Annotated in this window: 20 protein-coding genes and 1 pseudogene; 5 read left to right on the top strand and 16 right to left on the bottom strand. The window is 36.2% G+C overall.

What is annotated here, in order from left to right; genetic code table 11:
- Positions 1-196: 196 nt before the first annotated feature.
- Positions 197-478 (top strand): annotated as a pseudogene (locus K9V48_RS18960) (GyrI-like domain-containing protein); the annotation flags it as partial.
- Between the two features lie 217 nt (positions 479-695).
- Here the strand turns inward: K9V48_RS18960 and K9V48_RS18955 are convergent.
- The 7 genes from K9V48_RS18955 to proV all read right to left on the bottom strand — a co-directional run bounded on the left by K9V48_RS18955 (position 696) and on the right by proV (position 7,307).
- Positions 696-1,655 carry a D-2-hydroxyacid dehydrogenase family protein gene (locus tag K9V48_RS18955; RefSeq protein WP_224140735.1) on the bottom strand — a complete coding sequence of 320 codons (960 nt, stop codon included), beginning with the start codon at positions 1,653-1,655 and terminating at the stop codon, positions 696-698.
- Between the two features lie 464 nt (positions 1,656-2,119).
- The gene (locus K9V48_RS30000; protein ID WP_438803901.1) at positions 2,120-2,419 is read right to left on the bottom strand and encodes a cytosine permease; all 300 of its coding nucleotides are present in this window, start codon (positions 2,417-2,419) and stop codon (positions 2,120-2,122) included.
- A 319-nt stretch (positions 2,420-2,738) separates the two neighbouring features.
- Positions 2,739-3,521, bottom strand: coding sequence for an ABC transporter permease (locus tag K9V48_RS18945; RefSeq protein ID WP_224140734.1), 783 nt, complete (start codon positions 3,519-3,521; stop codon positions 2,739-2,741).
- A 4-nt stretch (positions 3,522-3,525) separates the two neighbouring features.
- Positions 3,526-4,146 carry an ABC transporter ATP-binding protein gene (locus tag K9V48_RS18940; protein ID WP_438803902.1) on the bottom strand — a complete coding sequence of 207 codons (621 nt, stop codon included), beginning with the start codon at positions 4,144-4,146 and terminating at the stop codon, positions 3,526-3,528.
- Positions 4,147-4,310: 164 nt separating this feature from the next.
- Positions 4,311-5,204 carry a glycine betaine ABC transporter substrate-binding protein gene (locus tag K9V48_RS18935; protein ID WP_224140732.1) on the bottom strand — a complete coding sequence of 298 codons (894 nt, stop codon included), beginning with the start codon at positions 5,202-5,204 and terminating at the stop codon, positions 4,311-4,313.
- On the bottom strand, positions 5,204-6,052 hold the full coding sequence (locus K9V48_RS18930; protein WP_224140731.1) for an ABC transporter permease: 849 nt from the start codon (positions 6,050-6,052) through the stop codon (positions 5,204-5,206). Before K9V48_RS18930 ends, K9V48_RS18935 begins: the two co-directional genes overlap by 1 nt.
- A 1-nt stretch (position 6,053) precedes the next feature.
- A complete protein-coding gene (gene proV, locus K9V48_RS18925) occupies positions 6,054-7,307 on the bottom strand; it encodes a glycine betaine/L-proline ABC transporter ATP-binding protein ProV (protein ID WP_224140730.1) in 1,254 nt (417 codons plus the stop codon).
- Positions 7,308-7,614: 307 nt separating this feature from the next.
- Here proV and K9V48_RS18920 point away from each other — a divergent pair, with 307 nt between their 5' ends.
- Together K9V48_RS18920 and K9V48_RS18915 are read left to right on the top strand one after the other, a co-directional pair.
- A complete protein-coding gene (locus tag K9V48_RS18920) occupies positions 7,615-8,157 on the top strand; it encodes a GbsR/MarR family transcriptional regulator (RefSeq protein ID WP_224140729.1) in 543 nt (180 codons plus the stop codon).
- Between the two features lie 144 nt (positions 8,158-8,301).
- Positions 8,302-8,646: a hypothetical protein gene (locus K9V48_RS18915; RefSeq protein ID WP_224140728.1), complete on the top strand. Its 345-nt coding sequence runs from the start codon at positions 8,302-8,304 to the stop codon at positions 8,644-8,646.
- A 234-nt stretch (positions 8,647-8,880) separates the two neighbouring features.
- On the opposite strand, the gene parC is transcribed toward K9V48_RS18915, so the two are convergent.
- The 3 genes from parC to K9V48_RS18900 all read right to left on the bottom strand — a co-directional run bounded on the left by parC (position 8,881) and on the right by K9V48_RS18900 (position 13,982).
- Positions 8,881-11,328 carry a DNA topoisomerase IV subunit A gene (parC, locus tag K9V48_RS18910; protein WP_224140727.1) on the bottom strand — a complete coding sequence of 816 codons (2,448 nt, stop codon included), beginning with the start codon at positions 11,326-11,328 and terminating at the stop codon, positions 8,881-8,883.
- Between the two features lie 3 nt (positions 11,329-11,331).
- A complete protein-coding gene (gene parE, locus K9V48_RS18905) occupies positions 11,332-13,299 on the bottom strand; it encodes a DNA topoisomerase IV subunit B (protein ID WP_224140726.1) in 1,968 nt (655 codons plus the stop codon).
- Positions 13,300-13,568: 269 nt separating this feature from the next.
- Positions 13,569-13,982 (bottom strand): CoA-binding protein, encoded by a 414-nt coding sequence (locus K9V48_RS18900; RefSeq protein WP_224140725.1) that lies wholly within the window; start codon positions 13,980-13,982, stop codon positions 13,569-13,571.
- 295 nt (positions 13,983-14,277) lie between these two features.
- On the opposite strand from K9V48_RS18900, the gene plsY reads away from it, so the two are divergent.
- Together plsY and K9V48_RS18890 are read left to right on the top strand one after the other, a co-directional pair.
- Entirely contained in the window at positions 14,278-14,862 is a 585-nt protein-coding gene (gene plsY, locus K9V48_RS18895; RefSeq protein ID WP_224140724.1) for a glycerol-3-phosphate 1-O-acyltransferase PlsY, read from the top strand.
- A gap of 181 nt (positions 14,863-15,043) precedes the next feature.
- Positions 15,044-15,334, top strand: a complete 291-nt coding sequence (locus K9V48_RS18890; protein WP_224140723.1) for a HesB/YadR/YfhF family protein — start codon at positions 15,044-15,046, stop codon at positions 15,332-15,334.
- A 119-nt stretch (positions 15,335-15,453) separates the two neighbouring features.
- Here the strand turns inward: K9V48_RS18890 and K9V48_RS18885 are convergent, their stop codons facing one another.
- The 6 genes from K9V48_RS18885 to K9V48_RS18860 form a co-directional block, all read right to left on the bottom strand.
- A complete protein-coding gene (locus K9V48_RS18885; RefSeq protein WP_224140722.1) occupies positions 15,454-15,768 on the bottom strand; it encodes a hypothetical protein in 315 nt (104 codons plus the stop codon).
- Entirely contained in the window at positions 15,769-16,185 is a 417-nt protein-coding gene (locus K9V48_RS18880) for a YbgC/FadM family acyl-CoA thioesterase (protein ID WP_224140721.1), read from the bottom strand. It abuts the gene before it with no gap.
- 247 nt (positions 16,186-16,432) lie between these two features.
- Entirely contained in the window at positions 16,433-16,678 is a 246-nt protein-coding gene (gene tlp / locus K9V48_RS18875) for a small acid-soluble spore protein Tlp (RefSeq protein ID WP_224140720.1), read from the bottom strand.
- Positions 16,679-16,773: 95 nt separating this feature from the next.
- Positions 16,774-16,917, bottom strand: a complete 144-nt coding sequence (locus tag K9V48_RS18870) for an acid-soluble spore protein N (protein ID WP_224140719.1) — start codon at positions 16,915-16,917, stop codon at positions 16,774-16,776.
- A 64-nt stretch (positions 16,918-16,981) separates the two neighbouring features.
- Positions 16,982-17,113 carry an FbpB family small basic protein gene (locus K9V48_RS18865; RefSeq protein WP_224140718.1) on the bottom strand — a complete coding sequence of 44 codons (132 nt, stop codon included), beginning with the start codon at positions 17,111-17,113 and terminating at the stop codon, positions 16,982-16,984.
- Positions 17,114-17,389: 276 nt separating this feature from the next.
- On the bottom strand, positions 17,390-17,896 hold the full coding sequence (locus K9V48_RS18860) for a TlpA family protein disulfide reductase (RefSeq protein ID WP_224140717.1): 507 nt from the start codon (positions 17,894-17,896) through the stop codon (positions 17,390-17,392).
- Positions 17,897-17,911: the final 15 nt, after the last annotated feature.

Genomic DNA, 17,911 nt, shown 5'->3' with positions numbered 1-17,911 from the left:
GCATTAGAAAGGATCAGTTTGTTTTTTGATTGATCCTTTCTAATGCCCTAGCAAACGCAGTGCGGTAGTTGTACTACGAAAAAAATATCAAATTTTAATGTCCACTTTCTTGACAGAAGTCCAATATTTATAGAGAAAGGAGAAAAACCTTATTAAATCGGTAATAATACTTGGAATTATGTAAGATAACCCTGAAACAACACTTCCCGAAAATTGTAGATATGATGCTTGTATTGTGATTTCAAATTATTATCTAATTGATGATTCAATTTGCGAAAGTCAACTTTCTGGCGGAAAATATTTTATTTACAAAGTCAAACATACAGCAGAAGGTATTCAAAAAGCGTGGGCTGAAATTTTCCTAGCTTTACAAAACAGTGGATATCAAATTGATAATAAACCGATTTTAGAAAGATACTCTGGTGATATGATTAACAACGATTATTGCGAAATATGTGTACCTGTAAAACCGTTATAGCTTGATTAGTACATTTTACTTGTTCGGCTTTAATGTCCATCACTAGAAAAGTGAACATAGAAAAGGAACAAGTAGTTTTCAGTTACGATAACTTCTTGTTCCTCATTTTATTATTCTGCTTCGATAGTGAAATATATCAGTTAAAATTTCTAATATCGATTACAGTTGTGAAAGTTGCTTTTTTGCAAGCATTCAATAACATTTTATTTTAATAAATCTAATTTAATTTTCTAATTGGCATTCCTGATAGAAATGCTTGTATATCTTCCACTGCTTGTTGATAAAAAGTTTGGTAATTTCTTTGTGATACATACCCAAGATGTGGTGTTGTTAGTATATTGGGTAGAGAGCGAAAGACGTCATCCTGTGGCAAAGGCTCATTCTCAAATACGTCGATTCCTGCGCCTGCAATCCAACGATTTTGTATAGTCTCTATCAAAGCTTCTTGATCAACAATTGCAGCACGAGATGTATTGATCAAATATGCTGTTGCCTTCATTTGTTTAAGCTCTGCTTCTCCAACTAACCCTCTAGTCCGTTCACTAAGAACGAGATGAATTGAGACAAAATCACTTATGGAAAGTAACTCCTCTTTCGTAGCTGCCAAACGTACACCTATCTCATCGGCCCGTTCTTTTGTCATATTCTGGCTCCATGCAACTACTTCCATCCCAAAGGCCTGCCCAATACGAGCCACCCGGCTACCGATCTTACCAAGTCCAAGCAGACCGAGTTTTTTACCATAGAGATCTATTCCGACAGAACTTTGCCAAGGACCATTTTCCCTAATCGCATTATATTCGTGCACAATATTACGAGAAAGCCCAAGTATTAAAGCCCAAGTAAGCTCAGACGTTGGCTCTATATGACTTACTGTTCCACAAACAATCACACCTTGTGATGTTGCTGCGTCTAAATCAATGGATGAATTTCTCATACCAGTAGTAACGAGTAACTTCAATCGCGGTAAACGCGAGAGAAGGGATTCACGAAATGATGTCCGTTCACGCATGATAACAATAATATCATATTTGTTGATAACGCTAACAAGTTCATCCTCATTATCAAAATGCTGATTAAAAGTATTGAATTCTACCTTATCCGAGATAGAGTTCCAATCTACCATTTCCAATGCAACATTCTGATAGTCATCAAGAATTGCACAACGAAGTTTCATTTACTCCAAACCTCCTTCTTTGTCCTAAAGGTGAATATTTTACTAAGCGTTTCTCATGCTATGTATGTATTCATAATAATCTTATCAAAGTTTATGAAGCAAGGATTGATTTTTGTTCTTTTTATTGTAGATATCATTCAAATTTCGGTACTAGCACCTTTAATTGATTCAAATCCTAATACTCTTCTTTTCTGTACTAGATAATTGAACACAAGAGCTGATTATTCCTTCGAACGATCAAATTAGCAAAGTGCATTATCTTTCTTCTACATTCTCAACAGGTAAGGTAATAACTTCCGCGGTAGACATCGAATTGCTCAATTTTCGTTTCATTGGAATGTAATATAAGGCAGCTGGTAAGAAAAGTCCTATAGCCCAAGCTAAATCTGCTCCATTAAGTGCTTTTGCTACAGATCCAACATAAAATGGCGCATTGATAAAAGGAATCTCAGCAAGTATTGATGCTACGAATGCAAAGAACGCAATTCAGTTGACTTTCCATACTTACCATTAAGATCAAAGATATCTTTGACACTATATTCGCCTTGGAGCAATATATAATAGTCAACGAGATTAATTGATGTCCATGGGATCAAAAAGTAACTCATAAAAAAGATAAAATTCATGAAGAATTCGAGAAAGTTTCCTTGTCCTATAATACATAAAATGGTCGCTACGGCTGTAATACAGAACAAGAATCCCATCCGAACTTTTGGTGTGACTGTGAATTTAAAGAACGGCTCAATCGTCGTAATCGAGGACATAAATGCACCATATAGATTAAAAACATTAATCGCTAATTACTTAATACACGAATTTCTGGTTTTAACAATTTCTCTTCAAGTTCAAGTAATTGTTCTTTTAGCCTATTTTCACTTTTCATTTTAATTCCCCTATTTTTGCTTTTTATTTTACAATACCGAATATTCACTTAGTTAGATAAGCATGAAATTCGTTTATAATCCATTAGAAAAAGGATTCTCTTATTTAAGAAGAGCGCCCTATAATTGAAGAGCAACTTCATACTAATTTTCATATTCACCCAACGTCTTGCCACTTTCGTCATTGTTAACAACGAATAGTTTAACCTTCAAATTGATCCCGATCATTAAAAAACGTCTTATAGCCAAAATACGTAAAGATCATTACTGTTAACGCGACGCTCCCAGTAATCCCTAAAAGGACTGCAATTTGGTATTCGATGGCAGTTAACGGACTGATTCCAGCTAAAATTTGTCCTGTCATCATACCTGGTAAGAAAACAATTCCCATACCTACCAAACTATTGATTGAAGGTAAGATTGCGGAATCAAATGCAGAATTTACGATCGATTTTGTTGATTTCTCTGGACTTGCACCAAGCATCAACGCACCTTCGATTAGATGTTTTTCCCTTTGGATACCTTCGAGTAAACTTTTCACACCAAGTGTGACGCCTGTCATCGAGTTACCGATGATCATCCCTGCAATTGGTATGAGATATTGAGGTTCATACCATGGTTGAAAATGGATAACGACAAAATTAAAGTAAAGGAGCGTAATGAGTGATCCAGCTGTCATGGACATCGCAATGATTCTTTTTAATTTCTTACTTATTGGCTTTGCCACCTGCTTATATGTATTGAAAATAGCAAAAATCAACATAAATAATACAATTAAGGTGATTAAATATGGGTTGGGCTTTTCAAAGATGTAGGTCAGAATATATCCGACTAGAATTAATTGAATCGTCATTCTTGCTGTAGAGATAATAATCCGTTTTTCTCGTTTTAATCCACGCCATTTTACAAATGCTATTAATAATAAAATAAAGATGTAACCTGCAACTAGTCGCCAAAATTCAATGTCTCGAATGACGTTATCCATTCTATCACACTACCCTTTTCTCTAATGTAATCATGTAATCACCATATTTCGTAGCAATCTTTTGTGAATGTGTAATCATAATCAGTGATTGGTCTTTCTCTTTGACTTTTTTTATGAAATTTCCGATAACGACTTCTTCTGTTTCTTCATCAAGTGCGGCTGTTGGTTCATCGAGTAGATATACTTCAGGTTCCATAAGATATACTCTCGCTAAGGCAAGTCGTTGCTTTTCACCGCCAGATAGTGTCCCAGCATCTTCATCTAAGTTTTTGTTTAAGTGAACAACGGCCATTGCTTTTATCAATTCGTGATCTTCTTTCGGCTTTTTCTCAGAAAAAACTAAACCAATATTTAGGTTCTCCCGGATAGTTCCTTCGAAAATCGTCGGTTGCTGTGCTAACATAACAACGCGTCGTCGATGGTGTACTGGATCAACATCTTCTAGGTTTTTATCTTGATAATAGATAGAACCGCTATCAGCTGATAACATACTATTTAATAATTTTAATAAGGTTGATTTACCCGCTCCACTTTCTCCAACAATACACGTTATTTGATTAGCGGGGATTTCCATCTTATCAATATGTAAAATATTTTTATATAGTATGTTTTCTAACAAAAACATATATGCTCTACCTTGTTTTTCTATCATTTTTAAACAAAAGTCTCCCCTCAGCAATAGAATTTGCGTTTTCATATCTATCTTGTAGCATTTCTATCCGCTTGTAAATAAAAACACAAAAATACCCGTGTATTTATCATCAATACACGGGTATTTTTATAACAGCCTTATTCTTTTAAATCTTCAATTGAATCAATGTCCATATACGCAGGTACGACTAATCCCGTTTTCGCACCCTCAAGGTTTGCACCTAAGTCGTCGAAATCACCCTCATATTTTTTGTATTGATCTGCATGAGTTAATGGTAACCATCCAGCAATATGTGCGTCAATACTTCCGTCTGCGACACCAGCCCACATTGGACCAGCTTCAACTTGACTTAATGTTACCTTATAGCCTAAATCTTGAAGAACTTTAGCTACTACATTTGTACTAGCGATTTCACTATCCCACGCAACATAAGCCAATTTTACTTTTTCACCATTACCTTCCTCGGCACCTTCAGTCCATTCTGCGACTTTATCAGCATTTTCTTCAACCCATGCTGCTGCAGCGTCTTCAGGCTTTGTTCCATCAGTAATGCTACTCATCACAACACCCATTTCAGCTGGTGTCCAATGAAATTGATCCAATACTTTGTGAACACCAGGTAGGTCCTCAGCTAAGCCATTACGTGCAATCGTATGGATATTCTCTGCTTCTCCATAAGTTCCTTTAGGATCTTCTAAATATTTTAAGTCAAATTTTGAGAACATCCAGTGTGGTGTCCAACCAGTTATGATAATTGGTTCTTCCTTGTTATACGCTTTTTGAAGTGATGCTGTCATTGCAGCACCAGAACCTTCGACTAGTTTCCAATCTGTTAACTCGTAATCTTCAATCACTGCTGCAGTTGCTTTCATAATTCCAGCACCTGGGTCAATACCTGTAATCTTGTAATCTACTGTTTCTCCAACAGATGCTGTGCCAGTTTCTGTACTTTTGTCCTCTCCACTACCACATGCTGCTAATGCTAATGTTAACCCTACTGTCAAGGTTACTTTTGATAGTTTTGTAAACATTAAACTGTTCCCCCTTTTTTGTTTTTACCTATATTTTGCGTAATCCGATCTAAAATGATCGCGATAATAACGATCGCTAGACCAGCTTCAAAACCAGTTCCAGTTTGTAACTGTGTGACGGCCCGATACACATCCGCACCTAGACCTGGAGCACCAACCATTGAGGCGATAACAACCATCGAAAGAGCCAGCATAATACTTTGGTTAATACCAGCCATAATTGTAGGTAACGCTAATGGCAGTTGCACTTTAAATAGTTTTTGGCTTGTCGTTGAGCCAAAGGCCTGAGTTGCTTCGATTAAGTCCTCAGGTACTTGCTTAATGCCTAAGATGGTTAAACGTATCGTTGGGGGCATCGCAAAAATAACAGATGCAACAACTCCGGGTACAACTCCGATATTAAAGAAAAAGATGGCCGGTAATAAATAAACAAATGCAGGCATCGTTTGCATAAAGTCAAGGAGCGGTGTAACGACTTTGCCCACTTTCTCACTTTGTGATGCCCATATTCCAATCGGAATACCGAGAATTATAGATATACCAACCGATGTTAACACTAAAGCAATTGTGTCTAACATGTTTTCCCAATATCCTAAATTAGCGATTAGTAATAAACCAATGAATGAAAACAAAGCAATCCGCCAATTGCAAACCTTCCAAGCTAGTAAACTAACTAAAATGGCTAAGATAATTGTAGGAATAAAGCCTAATCCAAGGACGATGCCTTCAACAAAGTATTCTAATCCAGTTGCAATCCCTTCAAAAAATGGTTCAAATTGATCAACAAGCCATTCAATAATTAAATCAATCCAGCTGGCTATCGGTAGTTTCGGTAATAAATTTTCCATATTAGAGCGCCTCCCTTTCTTCGTTAATAGGGAGCTCTTGATGTTCAGTTTCATTTATATACGTTTCATTACCTGCTAGTGCCCCAATAACAGCTCCTCGAATGACAATTCCCTTTAATCGCTTATCTTCATCGACAACAGCGACAGGAATTGTTGCACTTGATACATCATCGAAAAGGTCAACAAGATGAGTATCTGGTTGTACAGTCGTAATATCCTTAATGATGACTGATTCTAATGTCTGGTTCTTTTCAATTGCATCTCTGGCATCAGCAGCCGTTACAGCTCCTAATAATCTCTTTTGTTTATCAACAATATAAACGGATGAGATTCCGTTATCCTTCATCACCTTAAGGGCAATTCTCGCTCCCTTTTCAAGCTGAATTGCTTCAGGACGTTTCATCACATGTGCAGCAGTTAAAACCTTTGATAAATCTACATCTTCGACAAATCTTTCAACATAGTCATTTGATGGATTCATAAGGATTTCTTCTGGAGTACCGATTTGAACAATATTTCCATCCTTCATTAACGCGATTCGGTCACCTATTCGTAACGCTTCATCAAGATCATGTGTGATAAAAATGATTGTTTTTTCCATCGTTGATTGGAGATCCAACAATTCATCTTGCATATCCTTTCTTATTAGGGGATCTAGTGCACTAAATGCCTCATCCATTAATAAGATGTCAGGATCATTCGCAAGTGCTCTTGCAAGACCAACTCGCTGTTGCATACCACCACTTAATTGACTTGGTAATTGATGCTCATATCCTTCAAGACCTACTAATTTAAGCGCTTCTAACGCTTTATTTTTTCGATTTTCCTTTTCAACGCCTTGTATTTCTAATCCGTACTCTGTATTAGCAAGAACTGTTCGATGTGGAAAAAGAGCAAAACGTTGGAACACCATACTCATTTTTTTACGGCGAACATTACGTAAATCTTCTTTATTCATCTTAACAATATCTTCGTCATCAATTAAAACTTGACCACTTGTCGGTTCTATTAGTCGATTAAACATCCGAACAAGTGTGGATTTTCCACTTCCAGATAGACCCATGATGACAAAGATTTCTCCTGGATATATTTCAAAACTTGCACGATTAACTCCTACTGTCGATCCCGTTTCTTTTAGGATCTCTTGCTTTGTTTTTCCCTGTTTAAGAAGCTGAGCTGCCTTTTTGGTGTTTTTCCCAAAAATTTTCGATACTTCTCGAACAGAGATTTTTACCGTTCTTTCATCGTTATACATCATTTCACCTCTAAATTGACTCATTAATAACGCGACGAATCATTTATAAATTATTTAGTTTAACCCTTCCCTCTATGATTAAATTGTCACGAACACTCTGCCCTTATAATTATATGAATAGAACATTATGATTACAAAGCGCAAATATGCTCATATACCATCGTAAACTTTGTACAGAAAATACTGTACGCACTTTACGTGTTATATACGTACAATTCCTCCCATTTCCTATCTAATTCATCGACTTTACAAATAAATTATAAAAATGTAATCTGTATATATTATTGTTAATAGGATGTGAAGGGGTTTGCAAGGTAAAGATGAACTTGAGAAAACTCGCGAACGCGTAATTGATTCAATTTCGCAAAATATGAATTTATATGGTGTTTCACCATCAGTAGGAAGATTATGGGGACTCCTTTACTTTCAAAATCAACCGATGACATTAGATGAAATGAAAAATGAATTAGGTATGAGTAAAACAAGTATGAGTACTTCTGTTAGACTCCTAATGGAATTAAATATGGTCGATAAAGTTTGGAAAAAGGGAAATCGAAAGGATCTATATGTCGCCGAGGAAGATTGGCATCAAACGTTTATTGATTTTTTTTCGATAAAATGGAGAAACAGCGTGGCAGCTAATGTAAATGTAATTGAAAAATCATTACGTGAGCTAGGTCAACTCCTGGAATCACCAGAGATTTCAGAAGAAATGATAAGTGAAATAAGAAGTGATATCGATAAACTTCATAAAGCATTAGACTACTATGATTGGCTAAATAGATTTGTAGATACTTTAGAATCACATGAAATTTTTGATTATGTACCCAAAAAACCACCAATCACATGAGCATTATTTCATGTGATTGGTGGTTTTTTTTGTCCTACTTTGCGTTCAATTACAAAAATAGACATGATAAGACAAATAAAATCCTTTTCAAACGCGTAAAAAAGGATTATGATATGACTATTATATGGCAAAGAGGTGATGACATTGAAACTTCACTTGCTAGCTAAATTGATTATGACGTTGTTGGTAGTATGTGTAGGGATTCATCCTGTTTCAATGGTTCACTTACACCAACCTGTTAATCATGGAAAATTGGTAGCTGTTGAAAATGAAACATCATTCGTAACTACTAATCTACAACTAGACGATCAAAAACATCTTGATTTTCCTAATAGCTTTCAAGCCAAGGATTATGTGATTTTAGTATTAACAATCACATCACTCTTGATCTTCTCTTCTCGTAAATCTAGAAGAAGGATAAAGCATTTCCTTTACTCAGTGTATTATCAATCATCCTACTTTTCTAGAAATCATTTATTTACTCCCTAAATTAACATAATAAAATAGGAGGTTTTATAAATGATGTTTTGGATTAGATTGATACCGGTTGTCGCTTTCTCCATTACGGCGCTTAGTCTATTCGCTTTTCAAGGAATAGAAATAATACACGCTTTCACAAGTTATTTTCAAAAGAAATAATCATCAATATTCAATCTCGCCTAATAAAGCTTGATTGAAATGAACGAAATAGAGCTGATCTCACAATTGAGATCAGCTCTATTTTTATGAATCATTTTCTTTTGGCTCATCTAGCGGTGTTAACCATACGTTTGTAACAGTTCCCGCAACTTGTTCATCAATGACAAAGGATCCATTACTATATCGGTCATTTGGTCTTAAGGATGAAATGTTGACACTTTCAATTACACCTTTTACAGTCTCAAGATAAAAATCGCCTTTTTCTTGAACAATTTCAGCTCCAACAATTCGATGTGGATTGCTTTTTAATTCTCTAAGCATAACTAAACCACGTTTAGCACGTGATGTTTTTTCAAAATCAGCAACATTCATTTTTTTTACTGCGCCTCTTTGAGTTGCAATAACAATAAATGCTTTTTTATTTCGCTCGATTACTTTCCCGCTTACCACAAAATCATCAGGTTTTAGATTTATCCCTTTTACTCCGGCTGCTCTTGGCCCAACGATTGGTACTTCTTCTTCTTCAAACCATAACCCATAGCCTAAATTCGTAACTAAGAATAAATCATTTTCTCCAGTTGTTACATGCACATCAATTAGTGTATCATCACCTTTTAGATTGACGGCAACTAGCGGTTTTGTATACCTTTGTGCTTTATATTGCTGTAGCTCGGTCTTTTTAACCATCCCTGTTTTTGTGATGAAGGTTAAATAGAGTTTTTCTTCAAAATTCTTTACTGGTATCGCCTTTAGAATTTCTTCATCTCGATCAATTGGGATGATGTTTGCAATATGTTGTCCTAGATCCTTCCACCTGATATCAGGTAATTCATGAACTGGACAATATAAATAATTCCCTTTGTTTGTAAAGAGTAAAACGACGTCTGTCGTATTAATCTCCAATTGAGATAATAACCTGTCGCTATCTTTCATACCGAAGTCCTGTCCGTTCGATGCAGCATAAGATCTGAGACTTGTGCGTTTTACATATCCATCTTTCGTGACGGTAACCATTACATCCTCAGAGGCAATCATCACTTCGAGATTTATTTTAATTTCTTCTATTTCCGCTTCGATAACAGAGCGGCGCTCATCAGCATACGTTTTTTTAACTTTTCTTAAATCATTTTTGATGACTTTCACTAAAACATTTTCATCATTTAAAATGCTTGTCAGTTCTTCGATTTTCTTTGCTAACTCCTCGGATTCGTTTGTCAGGGCAGTGATATCCGTATTTGTTAAACGGTAAAGCTGCAATGAAACAATCGCTTCAGCCTGTTGTTCCGTAAATTGAAACTTTTGAATTAAATTATCTTTCGCATCGCGTTTGTCTTTAGAAGCACGAATTGTTGCGATTACTTCATCTAATATCGATAATGCCTTTATTAATCCTTCAACAATGTGTTGACGCTCTTGTGCTTTGCGAAGTTCATATTTTGAACGATTTGAAATGACTTCTTTTTGATGTCCTATGTAAGCATCTAGTAATAAAGGTAAGGTCATTTGCACAGGTCTACGATTATAAATTGCAACCATATTAAAATTATATGTAACTTGAAGGTCACTATTTTTGTACAAATAGTATAAAACCCCTTCAGCATTTGCTTCCTTTTTAAGCTCAATGACTATTCGTAAACCTGTTCGGTCGGTTTCATCACGTACTTCTGCAATACCTTCTACCTTACGTTCAATCCGAAATTCATCCATTCGTTTCACAAGATTGGCCTTGTTCACTTCAAATGGAATTTCTGTAATGACAATTTGCTGTTTTCCACCACGAATTTCTTCAATATTCGCTTTCCCACGAATGATAATCTTCCCTTTTCCGGTTTCATAGGCCTTTTTAATACCGTCTATGCCTTGAATGATCCCACCAGTCGGGAAATCTGGCCCTTTTATAACAGTCATTAATTCCTCTACTGAACAATTTGGTTTGTCCATTCGCTTAATGACGGCATCAATGACCTCACCCAAATGATGTGGGGGAATTTCTGTTGCATAACCTGCAGAAATTCCTGTCGAACCGTTAACTAAAAGATTTGGAAACATAGCGGGAAGTACTAGTGGTTCCATACTCGTGTCATCAAAGTTAGGAACAAATTCAACTGTTTCCTTCTCAATATCACGCAGCAATTCTGATGCAATAGCAGAAAGTCTTGCTTCTGTATAACGCATTGCAGCTGGTGGATCACCGTCAATACTACCGTTATTTCCATGCATTTGAATTTGAAGATTACGTACTTTCCAATCCTGACTCATACGAACCATTGCTTCGTAAACTGATGAATCACCATGTGGATGGTAGTTACCAATAACATTCCCAACTGTTTTAGCAGCCTTACGATAATTTTTATCATTTGTATTACCGTCTACATGCATCGCATATAAAATTCGTCGTTGTACAGGCTTTAAGCCGTCGCGTGCATCTGGAAGCGCACGATCTTGAATAATGTACTTACTATAACGTCCAAAACGGTCCCCTAGTACATCCTCAAGAGGTAAATCACGAAATATTTCTACTGAATCTGCCATAATTTATACCTCCTCTACGACCGATAAGTGTTCGTTTTCTAATATATTTGTTTCTTCATCAAGACCGAATGCAACGTTATTTTCAATCCATTTACGACGGGGCTCAACTTTATCACCCATCAGTGTTGTTACACGACGCTCTGCACGTGCGGCATCATCAATTTTCACACGAATAAGCGTTCTAGTTTCAGGATTCATCGTCGTATCCCATAACTGATCTGCGTTCATTTCACCTAATCCTTTGTAACGTTGAATCATATAGCCTCTGCCAACTTTGGAGATTGCACCATCCAACTCTTCATCCGACCATGCATATTCAATAACTTCCTTCTTGCCAGTTCCTTTACTCACTTTGTACAGAGGTGGTAGCGCGATAAATACCTTCCCATTTTCAATGAGCGGTTTCATATAACGATAAAAGAACGTTAAGAGCAGTACTTGAATATGTGCACCATCTGTATCAGCATCGGTCATAATAATCACTTTGTCATAATTGATATCTTCAATTAAAAACTCTGCACCTACACCGGCACCGACTGCATGGATAATCGTATTGATTTCTTCATTCTTAAAGATGTCAGCAAGCTTTGCCTTCTCAGTATTAATAACTTTCCCTCTTAGCGGCAACACCGCCTGAAAGCGACGGTCACGACCTTGCTTCGCTGAACCACCTGCAGAGTCACCCTCCACAAGGTATAATTCATTTTTTAATGGATTACGGGATTGGGCAGGTGTAAGCTTACCACTTAATGACGTTTCCGAACGTTTCCGTTTCTTTCCACTTCTTGCTTCCTCGCGTGCTTTACGTGCCGCTTCTCTTGCTTGGAATGCTTTTATTGACTTTCTAACAAGTAGAGACCCAACATCAGGGTTTTCCTCTAAAAAATAAGATAAATGCTCAGTTACGATCGCATCAACAGCAGATCTTGCCTCACTAGTTCCAAGCTTCCCTTTCGTTTGCCCTTCAAATTGAAGCAGCTCTTCAGGAATACGCGCAGAGATAATTGTCGCAAGCCCTTCACGTATATCGGAACCTTCTAGGTTTTTATCCTTTTCTTTTAACAACCCTGTTTTTCTAGCATATTCATTAAAAGCTCTTGTCATAGCTGTTTTGGCACCAGCTTCATGCGTTCCTCCGTCTTTTGTTCGGACATTGTTGACGAAAGACAAGATGTTTTCAGAGTAGCCATCATTGAATTGGAAAGCAAAATCAATTTCAATTCCATTTTGCGCTCCCTCAAACGAAACGACAGGGTGGAGTGTATCCTTTTCTTCATTTAAATATGAGACAAATGCTTCTATCCCTGTCTCATAATGATATACTTCGTTCAAATCATTCCGTTCATCAATCAGTTCAATTTTAAATCCTTTTAGCAAAAATGCTGACTCACGCAAGCGTTCACTTAACGTTTCAAAATTGTAAGTTGTTGCACTAAATATCGATGGATCTGGTTTAAAATGTATGGTCGTACCAGATTTCGTCGTTTTCCCCTTTTTTTCAAGGGTTGTTACAGGCTTACCACCATTTTCAAAACGTTGAACATAAGTAAAGCCCTCACGTTGAATAGTTACAACTAGCCATTCTGATAATGCATTAACAACGGATGCACCAACGCCATGCAGTCCACCACTTGTTTTATAGCCACCTTGACCAAATTTTCCTCCAGCATGAAGGACAGTCAAAATAACCTCGGGTGTTGGCTTCCCTAACTTATGCATCCCTGTTGGCATACCCCGCCCTTTATCTTGAACAGAAATACTATTGTCTTTATGTATTGTTACAATTATTTGATCTCCATATCCAGCTAAAGCCTCGTCAACGGAGTTATCGACGATCTCGTATACAAGATGATGTAAGCCTCTACTATCCGTGCTTCCAATATACATACCAGGACGTTTACGAACTGCTTCTAGTCCTTCAAGTACCTGTATGGCATCATCATTATAATCAAATTGTTGCTCCTTAACCAAACGACTAACCCCTTTCAGTGACACACACTAAATCATCTTTCTAAATAGAACGCATGTTTTAGTATTTTATACAAAAATTTACGTCTCGACAACCCTCTCTTTTAAAGTGGGCATTCATTTTCACTATAATTTGTTATATAGTATAGTGCAAATAACGTAATATCCATGCTTTATTGTATATGGTAATTTGCGTTTAGCAAAGCATATTCAAGTAATAAAGAAAAAATCCTTGTCTAAACAAGGATTTTTTTCTACTATCACCACTATTTTTATTTTGTCAACGCATGCTCAACCTTGATGCAACGATTCATGACAATCGTTTTATTATTCTTTTTTAACAAATCATAGGCTTCTTCGTTCTCAAGTCCTAACTGAGACCAGAATACATCGGCATCAATTTCTAAAAATTCCTTTGCAACGTCAAGTAATTGCTCAGAACGGCGGAATACATTGACAATGTCAACATGTCCTTCTATATCCTTTAAAGAAGCTACTGCTTTCTTACCAAAAACTTCGTCAATTGTAGGATTTACTGGGATAATATCATAACCTGCGTCCTGCATCGCTTTACTTACCATGTATGATGTACGTTCTGGGTTATTTGATAAACCTACAACTGCAATCGTTTTACTGTTTTTTAAAATATCTCCAGTTTCTTGTCTTGTTGGGTACTCGATCGCCATTATCATCCACTCCTTTTTTCTTTATCATAGCAAGACCGGCTTATATATACAATTTATTAGCACGATAAATCGCCATTATAAGGTCAATTTATTCCTTACCATTACTAGACCGAAGCTCATCATTTCTACTAAGTGTTTACGTTTGACTTTTAAACACCAAGTTCTTTTTTTAAAACGTGGACGTTAGATAATTGTGGTTTGCCTAATACGTTCTTTTTATGTTTTTCATTCTAGCATAGTGTTTTTCTATCCGTTCGTGATAGAATAGAAACAGATTATACAAAGGAGCACTTAAATGATTGAAGCCATTATATTTATTTTAGCTTATTTACTTGGATCTATTCCATCAGGACTAATCGTTGGAAAAGTAGGTTATGGAATTGATATTCGGGAGCATGGAAGTGGGAATTTAGGTGGTACGAACACCTTCCGAACTCTTGGTGTGAAAGCAGGGCTAATTGTAACGATATCAGATATCCTAAAAGGGACACTTGCTGCATCCTTACCATTTCTGTTTAACATACAGGATTTACATCCGCTATTAGTAGGTATCTTTGCCATCATCGGCCATACATACCCAATTTTCGCGAAATTTAAAGGTGGAAAAGCGGTAGCAACATCTGGCGGAATTTTACTTTGTTATACTCCAGTTATGTTCTTAACCATATTGGTATTCTTTTTCATTGTTCTCTACATTTCCAAATATGTATCATTATCTTCGATGTTAGCAGGCGTTTATGGGATTATCTATAGTTTGTTTACAAAAGATATCCCGTTAATTATTATCATCACCCTCATTACTATCTTTATTGTGTATCGCCATCGTGCCAACATTAAACGAATTCTGAACAAAACAGAACCAAAAGTTAAATGGCTGTAAGTAAAAATCACTTTTATAGTGGTTTTTACTTTTTAGACATGCTTTTCACGATCTCAAAACACATGAATGGTTCATTTGATGGTTCTATATTATAATGAAATGAAACCAACTATTAATTTTACTTTTCTTAGGAAAAAGCTTAATACTTGGATTTTTCACTTAACAAAAAGGAGTGGTAGATATGGAAATAATCGTGGACGATAAAGCAGCAAACTGGTATATAAATGAACTTCAACTTGAAAAAGGTGATACAATCCAATTTTTTGTTCGCTATGGTGGTTGTAGTAATATCCAAAAAGGTTTTTCCCTTGGTGTCGCTAAGCAACAACCTGAAGACATTGGTTCTAGTGCAGAAAGTAATGGCATTACTTTTTTTGTTGAGAATCGTGATTTATGGTACTTTGAGGACAATAATCTCACTGTTGAACTTGATGAAGACGGAGATGAACCAATCTTCCACTATGTCAAATAGGATGGATAAAGAGTTGTCTACACTCCAATTCAGGTAGATCCTAGTGTGCCATAATTTTCATACATAAATAAAAAAGGTCGAATCACTATCTTGTACATTGATTCCGACCTTTTTTCTTACTAATCATTCTTTTTATGTAGTTTAAATCGATCAATATGGTCAACTAAACCATAGTGTGTTAGGATCTTTAGCTGTGTATCACCTAACAAATCAAAATGTGGATATTGCTCATTAAAGTCTATCCATTCCTTTTTCAAACCGAATTGAGCTCCCCAATTCGCTAATTTTTCAATGTTATTGCAGCCAACCTTTGTCACACTATGTGAGGTAGGAAAACGATCATCTATCCAGAAATGTGTTAAAAACGAGATTTCCCCACTTGATACATCTTTCTTCCATTTGACTAACTCTTGGCGTGAAATTCCAAATGCCATTTATTTCTTTGCCTTTTCATATGCTTCATGCCAAACTGGATAGAGTTTGCGAAATTTTATCGGTTTAAATGTATCTTTTTGAACACATACATGACTTGATTTGGCTTGTATAGCGACTTCCCCAGATGGTGTAAAAATTTCATAACCATACACAATCCTCATCCCATTATATTCTTCAATCCACGTATGGACCGTAGCTGTCTCACCATATCGTAACGGCTTTTTGTAAGCAATCTCAAGATCAATTACAGGGGAAAGAATCCCTTCCGATTCCAATTCTGCATATGAAAATCCAAGATCTTGAATTAATTTTGTTCTGCCTACTTCCATCCAGATTAAATAATTTGCATGGTAAACGATGCCCATCTGATCTGTTTCTGCATACCTAACTTCTATTTCTGACTTTGATACGAGCATGTTCTTCTCTCCTTGCTGCCAACTTTTAAGCATTGTACAACTTCTTCTTATATTATCATAGAAGGTTTTACGATTGCATGAAATAGGATTCATAACTAGGTATGTAATGATAAACAGAGACTTGCCTTAGCTTTTTACTAGCAGTTCTATCTACTTTGTTCCCCTTGAAACTTGAAGTACGGGTTATATCCCATAAAGGGAATGGGATAAATGAAATAAACCAGGCAACATGCCTGGTTTATTTCATTTATTCGTCGCTACGATATCCATTTTCACGTGCTTGTGCTTCATCTTTAATTTCTTCGCGCATCGCATTGATGCTTTCCTCACGACGGAGATTTTTAGCTTCAATTCGCTCACGTTCTTCTGAAGAAGCAAATTGAAGTGTGTCTTGGGCTTCTTCAATGTTTTCAATCGTGTTTTGCACCATACTTTGAAGCCTTTCCACGTTGTCTGAACGATCGTCTCGGTTTGGTTGATTTTGTTTTGCCATTATTTATCCTTCCTTTCTTATAAGCAAATGAAACAATGTTAGTCTGCTATTTAGAAGAGGATTTTAAACATATTTTCAGCTAAATTTAATTGAGGTTATTCTCCCTTTGTTTGGATAACTTGAGGTTGTTGCCCAGATTTATCCTGCATCTTTTTTCCTTTATTACCACCAAATCCACGTGATTTCGTACCAATATGGTTAGGGTTAAAATAATTTTGTTTATTGTTGGCATTTGTCATTGTTTATCGCCTCCTCAAGGATAGAATGCCCTTCATCGAAGAGATAAATGACTAGAAAAGCTTGTTAATCTAATTTTTCTAGTATTCTTTGTTCCCAGCGTTCTTCGATTCGCTCTAGTGCTTCTTGATCCTGTAAAAGTTGTTGTTTATTCTCCAAAACTAATTCATCAAATGATTTCTTTTTATTCTTTCTCATCAATTTCACCTCCGCTAATGTTTCTTTAAGGATGTCCAATATTCCACCCATTTAGTACAATCTTTTGAAAATAAACGAAATTGAGACGATATAGACAATTAAATATTTTTGATTATAAGACCATTTTTGTACTAATCCTTATAGGTGAAGCACACAAAAAAAGATCGTGGCATTTACCTCGATCTTCCTTGTTAATAATAAAAATGAATTTTCTAGCAAAGGAACGCTTTAACAGTTCCGCTAAATCATTCGTTATGCTCCACTTATCACATCTAATTAATCAGCGATAAAATCTTGCATTTGCTCATAGGTCATAGCGCCTACGAATTTCGTTGTAATTACTCCATCTTTATTTACAATATAAGAGGTTGGATATGATAACACTTCAAATTGTTTGTTAATTTTCCCATCTTCATCTAATAACACCGGGAATGATAATCCTAATTCATCAACAAAGTGCTTAACCGAAGCACTATTCTTTTCTGAGCTAGTAAGGTTTACAGCCGCAACGACAACTTCGCCTTCATACTCATCATGAATTTTCTGCATGTCAGGCATTTCTTCGCGACATGGTGGACACCAAGTTGCCCAAAAGTTTAGAATGACTTTTTTCCCTTCGAGGCTAGAGAGACTCATTTTTTCACCGTCAAGTGTCATTAACTCAAAGTCAGGTGGGACATTTCCTTCTGTTATACCTACTTTAGCGTTAGTTGGATTTATTGCCTGAAAAATAGCATAACCAACTAAAAAAACCAATAATGAAATTGCTAATACCTTTTTCATTTGGTTACACAAGCC

It is taken from the genome of Metabacillus rhizolycopersici, assembly GCF_020075705.1.
Note: the sequence above shows the minus strand (reverse complement) of the source record. Positions and strands in the feature narration are given on the sequence as shown.